13 protein-coding genes are annotated in these 16852 nt (G+C 45.8%); 7 read left to right on the top strand and 6 right to left on the bottom strand.

From position 1 onward, the window contains the following. Positions 1-53: 53 nt before the first annotated feature. The 3 genes from NZ043_RS30675 to rpsD all read right to left on the bottom strand — a co-directional run bounded on the left by NZ043_RS30675 (position 54) and on the right by rpsD (position 6278). Positions 54-3155 (bottom strand): transglycosylase domain-containing protein, encoded by a 3102-nt coding sequence (locus NZ043_RS30675; RefSeq protein ID WP_133385494.1) that lies wholly within the window; start codon positions 3153-3155, stop codon positions 54-56. Positions 3156-3384: 229 nt separating this feature from the next. Continuing rightward, entirely contained in the window at positions 3385-5490 is a 2106-nt protein-coding gene (locus NZ043_RS30670; RefSeq protein ID WP_339310025.1) for a methyl-accepting chemotaxis protein, read from the bottom strand. Between the two features lie 188 nt (positions 5491-5678). After that, positions 5679-6278, bottom strand: coding sequence for a 30S ribosomal protein S4 (gene rpsD / locus NZ043_RS30665; protein ID WP_062835377.1), 600 nt, complete (start codon positions 6276-6278; stop codon positions 5679-5681). A gap of 465 nt (positions 6279-6743) precedes the next feature. On the opposite strand from rpsD, the gene NZ043_RS30660 reads away from it, so the two are divergent. From NZ043_RS30660 to NZ043_RS30640, 5 genes are all read left to right on the top strand, one after another. Continuing rightward, a complete protein-coding gene (locus tag NZ043_RS30660) occupies positions 6744-8735 on the top strand; it encodes a sensor domain-containing diguanylate cyclase (protein ID WP_133385492.1) in 1992 nt (663 codons plus the stop codon). A 97-nt stretch (positions 8736-8832) separates the two neighbouring features. Beyond that, positions 8833-9723: a hypothetical protein gene (locus tag NZ043_RS30655; RefSeq protein ID WP_133385491.1), complete on the top strand. Its 891-nt coding sequence runs from the start codon at positions 8833-8835 to the stop codon at positions 9721-9723. A 111-nt stretch (positions 9724-9834) separates the two neighbouring features. Continuing rightward, entirely contained in the window at positions 9835-10950 is a 1116-nt protein-coding gene (locus NZ043_RS30650; RefSeq protein ID WP_339310023.1) for an aminopeptidase, read from the top strand. 96 nt (positions 10951-11046) lie between these two features. Continuing rightward, positions 11047-11292 carry an HPr family phosphocarrier protein gene (locus NZ043_RS30645; RefSeq protein WP_036614658.1) on the top strand — a complete coding sequence of 82 codons (246 nt, stop codon included), beginning with the start codon at positions 11047-11049 and terminating at the stop codon, positions 11290-11292. Positions 11293-11517: 225 nt separating this feature from the next. After that, positions 11518-11811: a YlaN family protein gene (locus tag NZ043_RS30640; RefSeq protein WP_017687426.1), complete on the top strand. Its 294-nt coding sequence runs from the start codon at positions 11518-11520 to the stop codon at positions 11809-11811. A gap of 186 nt (positions 11812-11997) precedes the next feature. Here the strand turns inward: NZ043_RS30640 and cax are convergent, their stop codons facing one another. Next, positions 11998-13068, bottom strand: coding sequence for a calcium/proton exchanger (cax, locus tag NZ043_RS30635; protein WP_339310020.1), 1071 nt, complete (start codon positions 13066-13068; stop codon positions 11998-12000). Positions 13069-13251: 183 nt separating this feature from the next. Here cax and NZ043_RS30630 point away from each other — a divergent pair, with 183 nt between their 5' ends. Further along, entirely contained in the window at positions 13252-13614 is a 363-nt protein-coding gene (locus tag NZ043_RS30630) for an Asp23/Gls24 family envelope stress response protein (RefSeq protein ID WP_017687428.1), read from the top strand. A 128-nt stretch (positions 13615-13742) separates the two neighbouring features. Here NZ043_RS30630 and ftsW read toward each other — a convergent pair whose 3' ends face one another. Next, positions 13743-15032, bottom strand: coding sequence for a putative lipid II flippase FtsW (ftsW, locus tag NZ043_RS30625; protein WP_339310018.1), 1290 nt, complete (start codon positions 15030-15032; stop codon positions 13743-13745). A 13-nt stretch (positions 15033-15045) separates the two neighbouring features. Continuing rightward, positions 15046-15393 (bottom strand): YugN family protein, encoded by a 348-nt coding sequence (locus NZ043_RS30620; protein WP_017687430.1) that lies wholly within the window; start codon positions 15391-15393, stop codon positions 15046-15048. Positions 15394-15603: 210 nt separating this feature from the next. Between NZ043_RS30620 and NZ043_RS30615 the strand changes: the two genes are divergently transcribed. After that, positions 15604-16773, top strand: coding sequence for a M20 family metallopeptidase (locus NZ043_RS30615; RefSeq protein WP_091028622.1), 1170 nt, complete (start codon positions 15604-15606; stop codon positions 16771-16773). Positions 16774-16852: the final 79 nt, after the last annotated feature.

Here is a 16852-nt window from a genome sequence, read left to right as displayed (position 1 = left end):
CACCCTCAGATACGGTCTGAGGGTGCGGTTTGTTTTGGATCGCTATGCCTGAATCAGGGTTGAAAATGTACGGCCGCAGAAGGTTCGGACTCACCCGCACTGTTACTGGCAGATACCTTAAACCATCCACTGGTAGACGAAGGCACTCCATAATCCATGGTAGTTCCCGACGTTGTTCCAATTTTGGTGTAAGGAGCTGAGCCTGTTTCACTGTAATATACAGCATAACTATCTGCGTTTGGACTGGACGCCCATTGAATACGCAGTCCTTGAGAGAGGGCAGATACGCTGACTTGACCAGGTGTGCCTGGGGCTGTCGTTGTTGTATTGTCGGTCTGCGTTTCTCCTGGCGTAATGACTGTACCTGGAACTTCAATCGGCTCATTAATCTCTTCTTCCACAGGAGGAGCTACACCAGCACTATTTACTGTAGCGCTAGGAGCAGACTCTCTGCCTGCAACATCCACTGCCGTTACATAGAAGGCGAAGTTACCGCCTTGCGCTGCATATGCAGAGAATGATCTGGATTCACCAGTCAGGACAACTTGACCCTGGTTCTGGAATCCTCCACCGTTTACAGAACGGTACAGACGATAACCGACGACATCATTTTCAGGTGTGGCATTAAATGTAATGACTGCTCTGTCACCTGAGGTTGAGATGCGTACGTTGCCTGGTGCATCAGGAGCTTTGCCGTTATCTGTCCTTGGATCAATCTGTGTTGGCATGTCTGCATCAGCATCTTCAGGAAGGTAATAAGCAAGTGACTCATGTCGACTCATACGTGAGAATGCATTTTGCAATTCTTTGATGAGATCCGAGATTGGTTTTTTACGCTTGATTACTGTTTTTTCCTTCAACATGTCCGAAGGTGTTCCGTCACGCGGAATATAGTTTACACCATTGTAAGTAATGTACCTGGCTTTGGCTACACCGTCATCGCTATCCTTCGGAACAAACTTGCTGTTGAAAATATCCGTAACAAATTTGTCAGTCATGGATGTTGGCAACTTGCCGCTGTATGCCGACACCGTGCGTGTTTCGATGCCAGATGGTTTTTTGAACGAATCCGTGACGAACAGATCTTTTTGCGTATCGATCACTTCGTTCAGGATTTTCGACCACAGTTGCTGCGCACGTTTTCTCTGTGATTTACTTTCCAGCGTATTCACCGGCTGTTTGTATCCAACCCACACGCCAAGTGTGACATCTGGTGTATAACCTTCAAACCAGACATCTGCGTAGTTTTGAGTGGAACCCGTTTTACCTACGATTGGTACACTCTTGGAATATTTGTAATTTTCACGTACTTTATCTGCCGTTCCTTCTGTAATAACGGTCCGCAGCATATCGGTCATCAGGTATGCTGTCTGCTCCGAGAAGGCTTGGACAGGTTCAGTATCGTGTTTATAAACAATGTTGCCTTTGGAATCTACGATTTTGCTAATCATGTAAGAATCGTTATATACACCATTATTGGCGATCGCACCATAGGCACTGGTTAATTCTTCAACGGTTACACCGTATTGGAGACCTCCGAGAACACCGGTCTGAGCCTGATAGTCTTCCTTCTGAATGGTGGTAATACCCAGTTTCTTGGCGAAGGTCCAAGCCTTCTCGATTCCTACTTCTTCATTAAACAACTTCAGAGCCGGTATATTAAGAGAATAATTCAGTGCTCTGCGGGCAGTGACCAGTCCCTGATACCGGTTATTGGCATTCTTGGCAATGTGGTAACCGCTCGGACCATTTTTGAGAATGATCGGTGAGTCATCAATAATAGAAGCAGGTTGGACAAGACCTTCATCTAGCGCAGGAAGATAAGCGGCTATAGGTTTCATCGTTGAACCTGGCTGACGTATCATCTGCGTTGCGTAGTTCATCTGTTCATCCTGGAAATTCCGGCCCTCAATCATACCCAGAATAGCACCCGTTTTGTGATTAATCAGCATGGCAGCAGTTTGTTCTTTTCCTTTGACAGGATCATCTGCTGAGAAATTGCTGTCATCTTCCGCAATGGTACGCATCGTTTTGTAGATACTTTTGTTGATGGTCGTGTAGATACGATATCCACCTGTCCGCAGTTGCGTCTGAGCTTCCTCTAATAATGCACTGCTTTCCTTTTGAGGTGTGTCTGCATCCGTAGCTTTGTCTGTGTCTGTAGATTCATCTGTGTCGGAATTCAACTGTTTCATCAAAATCTGTGCAGCTTGTCGTTCCGTTTCCATCATAAGATATGGATAAGTGTTGTAAGCCTTGATGGTCTTCGGAGCGAGAGAGCTTTTGATATCAAAAGCAAGAGCTTTGTCATACTCGGACTGATTGATTTTGCCCAGTTCAAGCATACGACGCAGTACCAGATGCTGACGGTTGATTGCGCGGTCAAAATTCTCCTCTACAAAATCACCTTTACCGTTAAAAGCGGAGTAAGAGGAGGGGAGTTGTGGCAATCCAGCAAGATAAGCAGCTTGAGCGATGTTGATTTTATCCAGATCGTTAATATTGAACAATCCTTTGGCGGCCGCTTTGATTCCGTAAACGTTGTATCCACTGGAACCATTACCAAAAGGAACTTTGTTCAGATAGGCTGTCATGATCTCGTCTTTGGTCAGGAAACGTTCGAGTCGGAGTGAGAGCAAAATTTCTTTCACTTTCCGATCTTCCGTGCGATCCAGATTCAAAAACACACGACGCGCCAATTGCTGAGTCAGTGTGCTACCGCCGGTTTGTACTGATTCTTTCAGCACTTTCTGTTTCACGGCACGTAGTGTTCCGCTCATGTCTACACCTTTATGTTCGTAAAAATGATTGTCTTCAATCGAAATAACAGCATCAATAACCTTCTGTGGGATCTGGTCCGTAGTGACCGGACGCCTGTCTTCTTCCGTACGTAATTGACCGATCGGACTGCCGTCGGCAAAGTAAGCAAAGCCTGTGATGGAGTTTTCGCTGACTTTTTGTTCAATCAGGGCCCTTGAACGGACAGGCTCGTCTTTCACAATGGAACTGACGTATCCCATCAAAGCACCGCCTACAAATAGTGCCCCCATAAATCCAAGGACAACCATCCATTTGACGAAACTTCCCAGTCTGCGGGCAAAGCTGCGTTTGCGTACAGGCTGTTCATCGGGCTTTTTCTTATTAACATCAACCATTCAGTGTCTTCCTCCTTTTAACAGCACTTATTATAGCATAAAAAGGCGGGTTTGCATGCCTGAGAAATACAAGTAATGGTCGAAATTTGCCATTCTGCCATGCATTATGCTATATATGATGCGATATTGAAGCACATTTCATGAGTTGTAAGCCAAAATAAGCAGGCCACCTCCATGCTGAGGTGCATAGGGTGGCCTGAATGATTTGTCGTTTTGGAGGTCTCCTACATTAGGTTTTGAAGCGTTGAATCAGTTCTAATAGTTCCTGGGTAAGATTAGCCAGTGAGGCAGATGCCGCCGTAATCTCTTCCATGGATGCGAGTTGTTCTTCAGAGGCAGAGGCAACACGAGTTGCATGATCTGCTGTCTCATGACCAATGGTTTTGAGTTGCGCTAACGTGGCATCAACCTGCTGTGATCCAGCTGACATCTGCTGCGCAATGGCTGAGACATGCTCAATCTGCTCATTAACATCTGTAATCTGTGATGAAATGGAGAGGAATAGTTCACCACTCTCATTAATCACTTCCGCTATATGGCTTACCTCGGCGTTCCCCTGTTCCATATTTTCAACGAGAGAAAGGACCTCTTGCTGAACGCTATGAATCAACGCTGCAATCTGCGCTGCTGATGTTCTGGATTGTTCAGCCAGATTACGGATCTCGGAAGCAACAACACCAAAGCCACGCCCGTGTTCACCTGCTCGTGATGCTTCAATGGAAGCATTAAGGGCAAGAAGATTAGTTTGACGGCTAACTTCCGTGATCATGCCTGTAATATGGCCAATCTCTTCAGAACGTTGACGGAAATTCTCCAGTGCGGTCATGGACGTCTGCACAGAAGAGGTGGCACTATCGACCATACGCATGGCGGACTGAATCTTATCGGTTCCGACAGTTGTTCGCTCAGCCACAGCTCGCGATGAATCCGATACATCGGAGGCAGCCTTTGCAATTCTTCCGATCCCTGCAGATATTTCATTCATGGAACGGGAGGACTCTTGCAGCTCCTGCACCTGTTTACCTGCTTTATCTGCAACTTCGACTCCTGTTAATGCAATCAGTTCGGCTGCTTTACCTGTTTCTTCGGCACCTGCGGTCAATTGTTGAGAAGTGGAGCCGACAGATAAAGCATGTTCGGATATAACCGAGATGGTATGTCGCAGTGTATCCATCATCTGATTCATATGACCCGCCATGACGCCAAATTCATCTTTGGATCGTACAGGTAACTTTTGTGTCAAATCCCCGCCAGCGAGCTGTCCAGCGACAATATTGACTTGATTCAACTGCCTTACAATGGAGACGATAGTGTAGGTAACCACACCTGCAAGCAGAAGTACTGCCAGTGCGGCAATCAGTATGGACCAGTTCAAGCTGTCATAGAAAGGTTGAAGGATGTGGCTCTTTGGCAGCGCCGATACAAGGTACCAGTTTGAATCCGTTCCTTGTAACCTGGCGGGCTCGGCAATAAATAGTTCTTCCCCTACTTCAGGGTCTGTAGCGTAAAACTGGGACTCGCCAGACTGTATACGCTGAATGACTGTCTTCATTTCAGATGGAATTACGGCTCCTTCATTAGCCAGTTCCGGTTTGGAGCCGTGTGCAGCAATCTGTCCTTCACTAGTAATAAGCATGGCATAACCCTGATCCGGATTAAGTGATGCTATATTTTGCTGAAAACGATCAATGGTAAAGTCGGCCCCAACAATGCCCAGAAAAGTTTTGTTTTCATCTAATAGAGGGAGGACAATCGAAACGAGCAGTGTTTCTTTACCACCAACCGTATAGGTAACAGGCTCGGACCAATAGATGGATTTGGTTTTCTTTGGTTGCTGATAGTAAGTACTAGTTTCACCGCTTCCCTCATAAGTAGGCATTGGCTCAAAATGCAGGGAGTTGCCATCACGTGTAACGTATGGAACGAATCGACCCGTAGCATCATCATATTCATTTTTGTTGACGTGATCCGCATCGTTTCCATCAAAGGCGTCAGGTTCCCAACCCGTATAAAAGCCAAAAACTTTCTCGTCCTTTTTCAGATATTGTTCAAGAAGTCTGACGATTTCTTCACGGTTGAGTGATCCGTTCTGAGCAGCATCCAATAACGTAGTACTCATGGTGTCCAACGTGTTTTTGACCTGATTAATGTCAGTCATAAACTCATTCGTAGCCCGGTTTGCTGCCTGTCCAGCAACGGTTTCGCCGTACTGGAGGCTTTTGTCGTAAATGGATTTGGTATTAAATGCAATCAGGGCTCCAATACAACAGATTAATACGATCCCGAGTAAAAGTCCAAGCTTAACAGCGAGCTTGCGGTTGCGAAAAAAATGCATGTTTTAATCCCCCTCGATGTCATTCTTGTGATGTATATATGGATGTGTGCTTCTCCTGAAGGGAGTCTATATTTTATATCGTTATTTACGTTCCTATAATGAAGATAATTAAAAAAAAGCATAGAAAAACAGCTGCCGAGAAAATCTCGACAGCTGTTTGGATTGAAACTTTAATGTGATTGCAACGATTAACGGTTGTAGAACTCGACGATTTGTTTTTCATCGATGTCTTGGGACAATTCAGCACGCTCAGGCAAGCGGATGAATTTACCTTCTACAGCTGCTTCGTTGTATTCAACGTATGCTGGAAGATGCGAACGACCTTCCAAAGCTTCTTTAACGGAAGAAAGAGCGCGGCTCTTCTCACGCAAGCCGATTACATCGCCAGTACTTACTTGGTAAGAAGCGATATCGACTTTTTTGCCGTTTACAGTTACGTGACCGTGTGCTACCAACTGACGCGCTCCAGCGCGGGAGTTAGCAAACCCAAGGCGGTAAACGAGGTTGTCAAGGCGGCACTCAAGCAAGAACATGAAGTTCTCACCGGCAATACCTTGCATTTTTTGAGCTTTAGAGAACAGTGTGCGGAATTGTTTCTCGCCCAAACCGTACATGTGGCGCAATTTTTGTTTTTCTTGCAATTGCATACCGTAGTTGCTCATTTTTCTGCGTTGGTTAGCTCCGTGCTGACCTGGAGGGAAAGGGCGTTTCAATTCTTTGCCTGTTCCGCTAAGGGAAATGCCGAGGCGACGGCTCAATTTAAATTTAGGACCAGTGTAACGTGCCATGTTTAAAGTAGCTCCTTTTTAGTTAAAGTTCATATTAGGGCTCTGTTTGCGCTCCAATTTGTTGATGCGGGCTTGGCCTCGCATAGAACAATCAGGAAAGTTCAGCCGCTGTCCTGAAAGCAACAAAAAGAATGAGGGTGACACAACCGGTAATGCCCAAATTTAAAGACCCATTAGTAGTCTTCATCAACAATTTATATTACAGTTTAAGAGAAACAAAGTCAAGCGTAGAATAAAAGCAAAAAAACGTCTAAATTTGTCGATAGGTCATTGGGCCTAAAATAATGGGACAATTTTCTGAAATATGGATGCAAAAAAGCTTTAAACAGAGTAAAATAGATTGTATCTTAACTTTAAATCATCTTTATGTAACAAGGTTATCGCAACAAATTTGCAGGTTTGCGATAACGTCTGCAGATTAATGCATCCTTGTGGATGCAAAAACGGTGCAAAGGAGCGCCTGACATGTTAGAACATCTAAGAAGTTTACCTGCCAGCTTGAATTCACGAAGTTCGGGCGATTCCGCATCTTTTGCCGCTCCTCGTTCTCATGAAGAGCATGTGTTGTGGATGCAAAAAATGGATATCACACCTTTTGATTTTTCATATTTGGGCAGCTTGCTAGAGCAGGCATACAGTGACTGGAACTCCAGAGTGGGTTCAAGGCTGGCCAGAACATCAACCTTTTACAGTGTGTGGAACACGGAAGGTGATTGCATAGGATACGATAGCGATCATGAAGCTGATCCGGGTGTAAATGCACGCAGGCTGGTATTGGAATGTTTGGATAAGAGACAGGTCCTGTCCCTTAAAGGGACAAGCGAACACGGAGAATATCTTATAATAACACATCCCTTATTCTCCAGAACAAACAAGGATATGTTTGCCGTATTCACTGCTGTGATCTATGAATCCAATGGATATGAAACGTCTGAAGCTGTGGTTCAATCTGAGGCATTGCATTATCGCACCTGCTTTTACCGAAGATTTGAATACATATTTATGACGGACCTGTTACATGCTCATGAACAAACAGCCCGTGAGGAACACCGGAGGTCCATCCTCTTTCAGATTGTTCAGCGAATGCATGACAAAATGGATGTCGAGGCTATATTGGATGAGGTATTTGACAGTATGGACTACTTGTACCCGGCCACTTATATCAAATTGTATATGTCTCAGGATCAGAGCAATTCTGATCCACGGATTAAACCGTTGCTTGTCCACGAGCGAGGAGAAGATATTTGTGTGCGTTCATTTATGGAAGGTAAGCTGATCGTTGCTCGCTCACATGATGCAGAGAACCGCATTGTAGATGTAGGGATTCCGCTGAAAGGCAAACAAGGCATATACGGTGTGTTCCATATCGAAATGAATGAAGAGATTATGGAAGAATCGGACTTGCAATTGATTACGATGATGGTAGACACTGCAGGAACGGCCTTTGAGAACGCCAAGTTGCATGAACAATCCAATATGTTAATTCAGGAACTTCGTTTAATTAATGATCTTACACAGCGGTTGAACAAAAGCCTGCATCTTTCGGAGATTTATCAACTATCCGAGCAAGAGTTAAAGGAAATATTCCAGGCCGAAACGTGTTGCATTCTTCAACTCAATGACAGTACCAATGACTTCGAAGTCATGTCTTCTAACGTGAAAGATGTTTTTCACCAATCCTTTTCTGTAGACTACGGTATCGCAGGCTTGGTGTACCGAACAGAGGAACCGCTTATTATAGTCAATTATGCGCAATATGATAAAGTGTCCTCCTTTTTCATGGAAGATACGGGATCCATGTCACTGATTGCATCACCGATCAGAGTTAATGGTGAAGTGAAGGGTGCTATTTTGCTTGGACACAGTAGAGAGCACTACTTTTCATATGATAACTATCGGCTCTTGCAGATGTTATCCATTCATATCGGGCTTGCCCTGTCGAATGCCACACTGCATGCCGAGGTTCGGCGCTTGGCTAATCTGGATATGTTGACAGGTCTGTACGTAAGGCATTATCTGGATAGTGTTATCCACGAGCGACAGGCTCATGAATTCTGTGGCTCCCTCATTGTGGTGGATATTGATCAGTTCAAACAGGTGAATGATACATTCGGACACCAGACGGGGGATCAAGTATTGAAACAAGTGAGTGAGATCGTCACCAGCTCTGTTCGCCCGGAAGATGTCTGCGCCAGATGGGGTGGAGAAGAACTGGCGATCTACATGCCACAGGTGAGTGTAAGGCAGGCGCTGGACTATGCGGAAGTGATTCGAAAGAGAGTTGCAGAAGAGACCAGACCGCTCGTCACAGTATCCAGTGGCATCGCAGAGTGGAATTGGATGGATGAAAAGGTCAGTGTAGAGTCCTTGTTTTATCGGGCTGATATGGCTTTGTACAGCGCGAAGAATGGTGGTCGGAACAGAATCGTTGTAGAGGAACAGGATGTAACGCGTTAAGAGAGAACAATTCCAATTGCGGAGTCGTTCTCTTTTTTTCGTCGGAGATCAAGTTGTGTATAGAAGGAAGTATAAGCGTATACGGGCGGGGCAATCTATGGAGAAAGTTCATGGAAGGGTGAAGATAGATATGCTTAACCGCCATTCGGTACGTACATTGTGGTTATTTGTGAGCATCGTGATTATTGGTGTTCCGGGTTGTGGATTCATCCAGCGAGATCGAACGCCCGAAGAGGTTTTTTCCCTGGCTTTATCGGGGATAGCTGGAAAAGAAAAATTGAGTTTTGAAGGAGAGGCAGGGCTTCGACGGGAGAACAGCGGGCTGTTCGAGAATCAGTTCAAATTTGAAGGCAAGCTGGAGAATCATGATCGTCTGACCCTTCAGACCCGATTACCTGGAGAAGTAACAGCTGTGGGCACAGGCATTCATACGACCGCCGTAAAAAATAACGGACAGCCCAGTGGGTTTAGCGCCTCTTTCGAGCGGAAACAAGGGCAATGGATGGCATTGTCAGCGCAACATGAGCCGCTGCGTGGTTCTCTTTCCCGCTTTAATCCAATTGCCCAAATGGAGAAGATCGATAAGATGAACAAAACCATTCAATCCGAGTATGGGGCGGGTCGTCGAACCAGAATATTACGGATTGAACTTGCACCGGAAGACGCCAAAACATGGGCTGTAGCCCAGCTAAACGATGAGATGAACGCTATTCGCGCAGAATATATGCATAAGGCAGCTAGCGTGAAAGGGACGCGTAAGGAGAAGCTGGAGAAGGAACTGGACAACGTTTGGAAGCAGGGTGAAACAACGATGCAACAGATGATGAAACAAGCTAGCGTGCAGACGGTATATCATCTCACCGTAGATCGGAAGAGCAGTCTGCCCCTTCGTCTATCTTCTGAAAGTCAGGTGAGTTATACGGACAACAACCGTAAAAGTAACAAAGAGGCCCTTGTCACCGATGTAAACTTCAAGTCATATCAATAAACGAAGTGAGGGACTGCCTGCTGACGGAATGACTGTTCGCGTGCTACAATAGTATCGTAATTTACCGTTGTTCAATTCAAGCATGGCAGATGACAGGAGGATTTTACCAAGATGAAGGACCCAAGAATTCAAAAGCTTGCAGCAAGCCTGGTGGGCTATTCTGTAGATGTACAGCCTGGTGAAAATGTATTGGTTGAGATGATTGGATCGGAACGCGATCTGATTAACGCCATCATTGAAGAGATAGGCAAAAAAGGTGGTAACGTCTTTGTACAGTTGACCGATAAAACCGTACAGCGTGCGATGCTGAAAAATGCGACAGAAGAAATGATGAAAACGTGGGCAGAGATTGATCTGAACCGTATGAAACAGATGGATTGTTATATCGGTATTCGTGCGGGAGAAAATGTGAATGATCTGTCCGATGTGCCGGAAGAAAAAATGAAAATGTACAATTCATTGTACTCCCACCCGGTACATAGTGAACAACGTGTCAAACATACGAAATGGGTTGTACTTCGTTACCCTAACGCAAGTATGGCGCAACTCGCCAATACGAGTACGGAAGCGTTCGAAGATTTCTACTTCGACGTATGTAACCTGGATTACGCCAAAATGGACAAAGCTCAAGACTCACTCGCTAACCTGATGAAGCGGACGGACAAAGTTCGTATCACCGGACCAGGAACAGAGCTGAGCTTCTCCATTAAAGATATCGGTGCAGAGAAATGTTCTGGCCAAAAAAATATCCCGGATGGCGAAGTGTACAGCGCCCCTGTGCGTAATTCCGTGAACGGAACGATTAGTTATAACACGCCAACGCTGTATAACGGAGTGACATTTGAAAATATCAAATTCACGTTCGAGAATGGAAAAATCATTGAAGCGACAAGCAACGATACAGATCGTTTGAATGAAATCCTGAATTCGGATGAGGGTGCTCGTCATATCGGTGAGTTTGCGATTGGATTTAACCCGCATATTCTTCATCCGATGAAAGATATCCTGTTCGACGAAAAAATCGCAGGTAGCTTGCACTTTACACCGGGTCAGGCATACGAAGAAACGGACAATGGCAACCGCTCGTCCATCCACTGGGATCTGGTGTTGATCCAGCGTCCGGATTATGGCGGCGGGGAGATTTATTTTGACGACGTGCTGATTCGTAAAGACGGTATCTTTGTTATTCCTGAGCTGGAATGCCTGAACCCGGACCGTTTGAAATAGGAGCAGGATTTTGCTGTTGCTAGGAAAGCGGATTCAAGGTATCATGTAGTGGTAATTAATAGATGATACCAATAGTAAAAAGACGGAGGGATTCCTATGTCGAGTAATAACGCGGCTGTAGTGGAAATTGCTCAAACAGCAGGCAAGTTTACTTCTTCAATCGTGCTTCATTCGGAGAACAAGTATATCGATGTGAAAAGTATTCTCGGATTGTTTACAACGCTGATCAGCACGCACAGCTATGAACTGCATGTTCATGGTCCAGATGCAGTTGAAGCGAAAGCAGCCATGTCAGAAGTATTTGCCAAGCATGGACTGAATGTAAGCATCGCATCTGAGTAATAGCTCTCAAGAAGCACCTTTGCCTTTTTAGGCAGGGGTGTTTTTTGGCATGGAATGATCTGAATACTCGTCTGAACGTGACTGGAACAGGTGGATTATGCTTCAACAGAAGGCTTAACTTTGCGGGCTTATTTTGGTCAGGTTCTTGTATTAGCTCTTCATTTCGTCTAATATTAGAGGTAGAACGTCTTTACGCGATTTTTGGGACATAGGGGGGAAAAATGCATGACTTCATCTGATCTGCAGGACCAGCTGAATTTGAAAGCGATCAGTCTTCTTCAAGAAGATGCAGATAAAATACAGAAGCTTATTGAAGTACAGATGGAGAATCTGGCTACCCGCTACTGCCCTCTCTATGAGGAAGTATTGGATACACAGATGTATGGGTTCTCCAAGGAAGTTGATTTTGCTGTTCGTGCAGGGCTCCTTCCAGAAGGTGCAGGTAAGCAGCTGGTTAGCGCGCTTGAGCGGAATTTGGCAATTCTATATGAAGCCTTGAACAAGAAGAATGAGCAATAGCCTGCAGATGCGCGGGTCAGAATAGAAGGCATGCAGGCGTTTATGCATGCTTTTTTTGTGCGTCTGAACGGGATGGGGATGCAAGCCAGCCGGAAGGCGTATACAAGCAAAGAGACAGCACCGAAGATAAATTCGGGCTGCCTCTGTGGCTTGTTTATTTTTAACGATGGCTACGTGAGGGCCTGGTTACACCAAGAAGAAGGATACACCGAGTATGATATATACCACGAGCAGGAGTAAACCTTCGTACCAATTCGTTGAACCATCTTGGGTAATGGACTTTGCAATAAATACGGATACGCCGATGGCGACCAGTTCAATCGTTGTAAATACGATATCCATGGTTCTGCCTGTGAAGTAGCTGACAAAAATCAGAACAGGAGCGACGAAGAGCGCGATCTGCAAGCTGCTGCCAACCGCAATCTCGACGGCTGCTCCGATTTTATTTTTCATGGCAAGCATGATGGCTGCACTGTGTTCGGCCGCATTACCGATGATGGCCACAAGGAATGCACCGACAAACAGTTCGCTAAGTCCAAATTCCGAAGTGAAGACTTCGAGCGTGCCCACCAGCCATTCACTGACAAAGGCAACCATGACTGTTGCGAGCACCAGGTAGAGAATAGATTTTTTCTTGGACCACGCCGGAGCATGCTCATGAGGTAGCTCTTCATCGCGATCCTCAGTAACGTCTGCAAGGTATTTCTTATGTGTCACCATGGAGAATAATAACCAGGCAATATACGCGAGAATGAGCAATCCGGCTACGATGAGACTAAGTGTATTCGTGTCTTTCTGTGTAATGGAATGTGTGTTGAGAAAGACTGCCGGAATAAACAGGGCAATGATGGCAACAATCATCAGGGAACCATTCAGACCTGCAAGTGAAACATTATAATTCTGAATTTTGAACTTGAGTCCTCCGGCAAAAATACTTAACCCAAGCACTAACAGCAGATTTCCGATAATGGAACCTGTCAGACTTGCTTTGACCATGTCGAACAGTCCCTCTTTCACGAGGAAAATGGCGATGATCAATTCGGCTGCATTGCCGAAGGTTGCATTCAAGAATCCACCCAGCCGCTGTCCGGCGTAGTGGGCCACATTTTCGGTGGCTTTGCCTAAAAAACCGGCCACAAAAATAACCGAAATGGCTGATATCACGAACTGTAGAATCGAATCCCATTTCAAGTAGTGGGCGATGGCACTGAGTGCAAAGAAAGCAATCAGCAAAATGGATGAAATCCGGTTTCTCACAACAAACACCTCGGTTATAAATTATTTTGTTTTAAATTACACTGTAAATCGCTTATGAGATTATTTTCATATTTCAATATAACCAAATGGTGGTAGGTTGTAAACGCATCTTTTTGAGTTTAATTTGCTTTTTGGGGTGGAAAGGATTTAAAATACGAGTAACGAAGTGAAGGAGGATGTGGCATGGCAGAACAACTTCAACTGGAGAGCGGAAACATCCGGATTGCCGATGACGTGGTTGCAAAAATTGCCGGAATGGCTGCAATGGAAACACCCGGAATTGCCGCAATGTCTGGAGGTTTGTCAGAGGGCTGGGCGAAGCGACTCAGCGGTAAAAACGTACAGAAAGGCGTGAGCGTTGAGGTCGGCCAGCTGGAAGCAGCCATTGACCTGCGCATCATCGTCCTGTACGAAACCCCGATTCATGAAGTTTCCCGTATGCTTCAGCAGAATGTAAGAGAAGCGGTAGAGACCATGACCGGATTACGCGTGGTTGAAGTCAATGTAAAGGTAGAAGGCGTATCTTTCAAAGGCGACGATCTGTAGAAATCGCAATCCGTAATGGAGGACAGAGTCATATTGACCTGTTCTTCATCTTGATAGACAGAATAGTACCGAGTACACAGAAAAAGGCTGCGCATCCATTAGGTGCACAGCCTTTTTTGTGTTGTTCTTTATCGAATCCGACGGATGGACTCCCGTGAACGAAGAGCAGGAGAGGTGCGAGTCTGTGTCTGTACAGTTACGGACTTCGTTTTCTCTTCCTTGATCACGTCCAGATTGTTGGTGCGTGAGATACTGAGCAGAATGCCCATGGCAACCATCATCACAAAGAGTGAGGTACCCCCATAACTGATAAACGGAAGCGTGACCCCCGTCACCGGAATGGTCTGAGTTACACCACCGATGTTGATAAATGCCTGAATCGCAATCAGTCCCATGATACCTATGCCGACCAATGTTCCGAATGGATCGGGACAGCGGAGAGAGACAATAATTCCGCGCCAGATGAAGTACAGGTAAACAAGCAGGAATAATGCACTTCCGATGAATCCAAGTTCTTCCCCAATTACGGAGAAAATAAAGTCATTATAAGCATTTGGCAAATAGTGCAGCTTCATCGTACCTTGTCCAATCCCGGAACCTGTCATACCGCCATCACCAATGGCAACAAGGGAACGGTAGAGGTTAAGACTTCCGCCATTAATATCGGATAATGGATCCAGGAAAGCTTGAATACGTCCGATCTTGTAGTTCTGCTCCGCAGTGACTGCTGTTGTAGCAGTTGTTGTGTCGGAAGGAGACATGGAAGAAAACAGAGAATTCGCTCCGAACGCCAGTGCCCCACCGAGTACAACCAGGAGAATGGAACCCAGGATATGTTTCATACTGGCTCCACCGGCATAGATCAAGAGACCACAGGTGGACACCAGGATAAAGGTGGTACCGAAGTCTGGTTGCAGCATAATCAGTCCTGCGATGAATCCAACGATGAACAAGACGGGAAAATACCCTGTCTTGAAAACCCTGAATTTCTCACCTTTTTTGGTAATAAGAGCAGAGAGATAGAGAATGATAGCAATTTTCGCGAACTCTGCAGGCTGAAGACTAAAACCGAAAATGTGAATCCAGCTTCGTGCACCGTTCAATACTGCACCTGAGATCAAAACAATCACCAGCATGACCGTAGTGAGCAGGAAAAAGGGTGCATAGAGCTTTTTGTACTTGTTGAAGCGGATATTCATGGCAAAAAACATGCCAAATAGACCGATAATCGCCCACATAAGTTGTTTTTTCGTGAAGTAAAGGGCATCATTGTTAAATTTATCGCTTGCGATTGCAATGCTGGAACTGGAGCTGAATACCATCACCAGTCCAAAGCCCACCAACAATAAAGTGAGGATTAGCAGTTGAAAATCCGGCGTGCCTCTCTTCGTTTTCGTTTGGGCCGTTTGTTGTTTCATCGTTTGGCCCAGCCTATGCTTCCAGCAGTTCTTTGAGCTGCTGTAATTTTTGGGCTGCCAGCTTCACGACTGGTTGCGGAACGGAAGAGTCATAATCCAGGCCGTGAGGGAAAGTGGCTTTGCCGAGGTATACTGCTTCCACAGCAAGAACGGTATCCGGTTTTTCCAATTTGCCTTCCACAGCGCGGGTATTAATGCGTACAAAGTATTCTGAGTTGGTTTGTTCATCTTCAATTTTGTAGTCATATGTAGCACGGTAATATTCCCATTGCCACCGGACAAATCCGACTTTCTCGGCGCTCTCATCCAGGTATGCCAAGTCGCTCTTCAAGCCATCCAAGCCTGTATTCTCAAAAATCATAAGCGTTTGATCCTCCTCATAAGCTTCCGAGTATAATTTCTCGAGTATTTCTCTAGTTCATGATAGTATGTTTCCCCTTCCCGTGCAAGCTTTCCGAAGGCGTTTCGTATCGGTTTTCTTCCAATTCTGCTACAATATACAGCAATAGGTTTGAAGAGGAAGGTTCGGGCTTGATATAAGTCCCGTTCAAGATTGAAAGGGTGGAGAGAAATGACTAATAATATATGGTGGGAAGATCTGCAGATCCACATGGTGGAATGGCGGCGTCACCTTCATCGCAATCCAGAGGTTTCCTTTCATGAGGAGAAGACATCCTCTTTTGTAGCGGATATGTTGGAGAGTTTTGGCGTGGAAGTGAGGCGTCATGTTGGTGGTCACGGGGTCATCGGTACCCTTCGTGGGGACAAGCCGGGTCCTGTCGTCATGCTGCGAGCTGATATGGACGCACTTCCAATTCAGGATGAGAAGAATATCGAGTATGCATCACAACAAGCAGGAGCGATGCATGCATGTGGCCACGATGGTCATATCTCAATCTTGCTCGGTACGGCATTGTATTTCAGCCGTCACAAGCAGGAGATCCAAGGCGAGATTCGCTTTTTGTTCCAGCCAGCAGAAGAGCTGCTTCCGGGCGGTGCAGTCCAGGTCATTGCGGATGGTGCGCTTGAAGGCGTGGATGTCATATATGGCATTCATCTGTGGACCCCGCTGCCTGTAGGTGTTGTTGCCAGCAAAGCAGGACCGATGATGGCTGCGGCGGACGATTTTTACATTGAGATCAAAGGCAAAGGTGGACATGGCGGGATGCCACAATCCACGATAGATAGTCTCATCGCGGGTTCTGCGCTTGTGATGCAGCTTCAGACCGTTGTCAGTCGTTCGGTTGATCCATTGCAACCGGCAGTGCTGACCATTGGTACAATGCAGGCGGGCTCGGCTCAGAATGTAATTGCAGAGCAATGCAAAATGAGCGGTACGGTAAGAACGTTTGATGAAGAGACCCGAAACGGGATGAAAGAGCGCGTGCTTACCATGGTAGCCCAGACAGGGGCAGCTTATGGGGCAGAGACGCAAGTGAAATATATTATGGGATATCCGCCTGTGGTGAACGATGAACAGGAGACAGCGCGTTTCTTCAGAGAAGCTACAGAATTATTTGGGGCAGAACGAGTGCAAGCATCCCCCATGCTGATGCCAGCGGAAGATTTTGCGTATTATCTGCAGAAGGTGCCAGGGTGCTTTATGTTTGTTGGAGCAGGCAACCCGGATAAAAATGCGATCTATCCGCATCATCATCCGATGTTTGATTTTGATGAAGACGCGATGCAGACTGCCGTGAGATTATTTATCGCCATGGCCAAGGGTTACACAGCCGAATGACTTTATAGCTAGTTGGGCATCCTGTTCATACCGAGGTATGGGCAGGATGTTTTTTTGTGGATTTTTATAGATGTTGTTC

The organism is Paenibacillus sp. FSL k6-2145 (genome assembly GCF_037976585.1).
GTDB lineage: Bacteria > Bacillota > Bacilli > Paenibacillales > Paenibacillaceae > Paenibacillus.
Note: the sequence above shows the minus strand (reverse complement) of the source record. Positions and strands in the feature narration are given on the sequence as shown.

Bases quoted from the DNA above. Each gene is read 5' to 3' on its own strand.
- NZ043_RS30675 (WP_133385494.1), bottom strand. From the start codon at position 3,155: ATGGTTGATGTTAATAAGAAAAAGCCCGATGAACAGCCTGTACGCAAA.
- NZ043_RS30670 (WP_339310025.1), bottom strand. From the start codon at position 5,490: ATGCATTTTTTTCGCAACCGCAAGCTCGCTGTTAAGCTTGGACTTTTA.
- rpsD (WP_062835377.1), bottom strand. From the start codon at position 6,278: ATGGCACGTTACACTGGTCCTAAATTTAAATTGAGCCGTCGCCTCGGC.
- NZ043_RS30660 (WP_133385492.1), top strand. From the start codon at position 6,744: ATGTTAGAACATCTAAGAAGTTTACCTGCCAGCTTGAATTCACGAAGT.
- NZ043_RS30655 (WP_133385491.1), top strand. From the start codon at position 8,833: ATGGAGAAAGTTCATGGAAGGGTGAAGATAGATATGCTTAACCGCCAT.
- NZ043_RS30650 (WP_339310023.1), top strand. From the start codon at position 9,835: ATGAAGGACCCAAGAATTCAAAAGCTTGCAGCAAGCCTGGTGGGCTAT.
- NZ043_RS30645 (WP_036614658.1), top strand. From the start codon at position 11,047: ATGTCGAGTAATAACGCGGCTGTAGTGGAAATTGCTCAAACAGCAGGC.
- NZ043_RS30640 (WP_017687426.1), top strand. From the start codon at position 11,518: ATGACTTCATCTGATCTGCAGGACCAGCTGAATTTGAAAGCGATCAGT.
- NZ043_RS30630 (WP_017687428.1), top strand. From the start codon at position 13,252: ATGGCAGAACAACTTCAACTGGAGAGCGGAAACATCCGGATTGCCGAT.
- ftsW (WP_339310018.1), bottom strand. From the start codon at position 15,032: ATGAAACAACAAACGGCCCAAACGAAAACGAAGAGAGGCACGCCGGAT.
- NZ043_RS30620 (WP_017687430.1), bottom strand. From the start codon at position 15,393: ATGATTTTTGAGAATACAGGCTTGGATGGCTTGAAGAGCGACTTGGCA.
- NZ043_RS30615 (WP_091028622.1), top strand. From the start codon at position 15,604: ATGACTAATAATATATGGTGGGAAGATCTGCAGATCCACATGGTGGAA.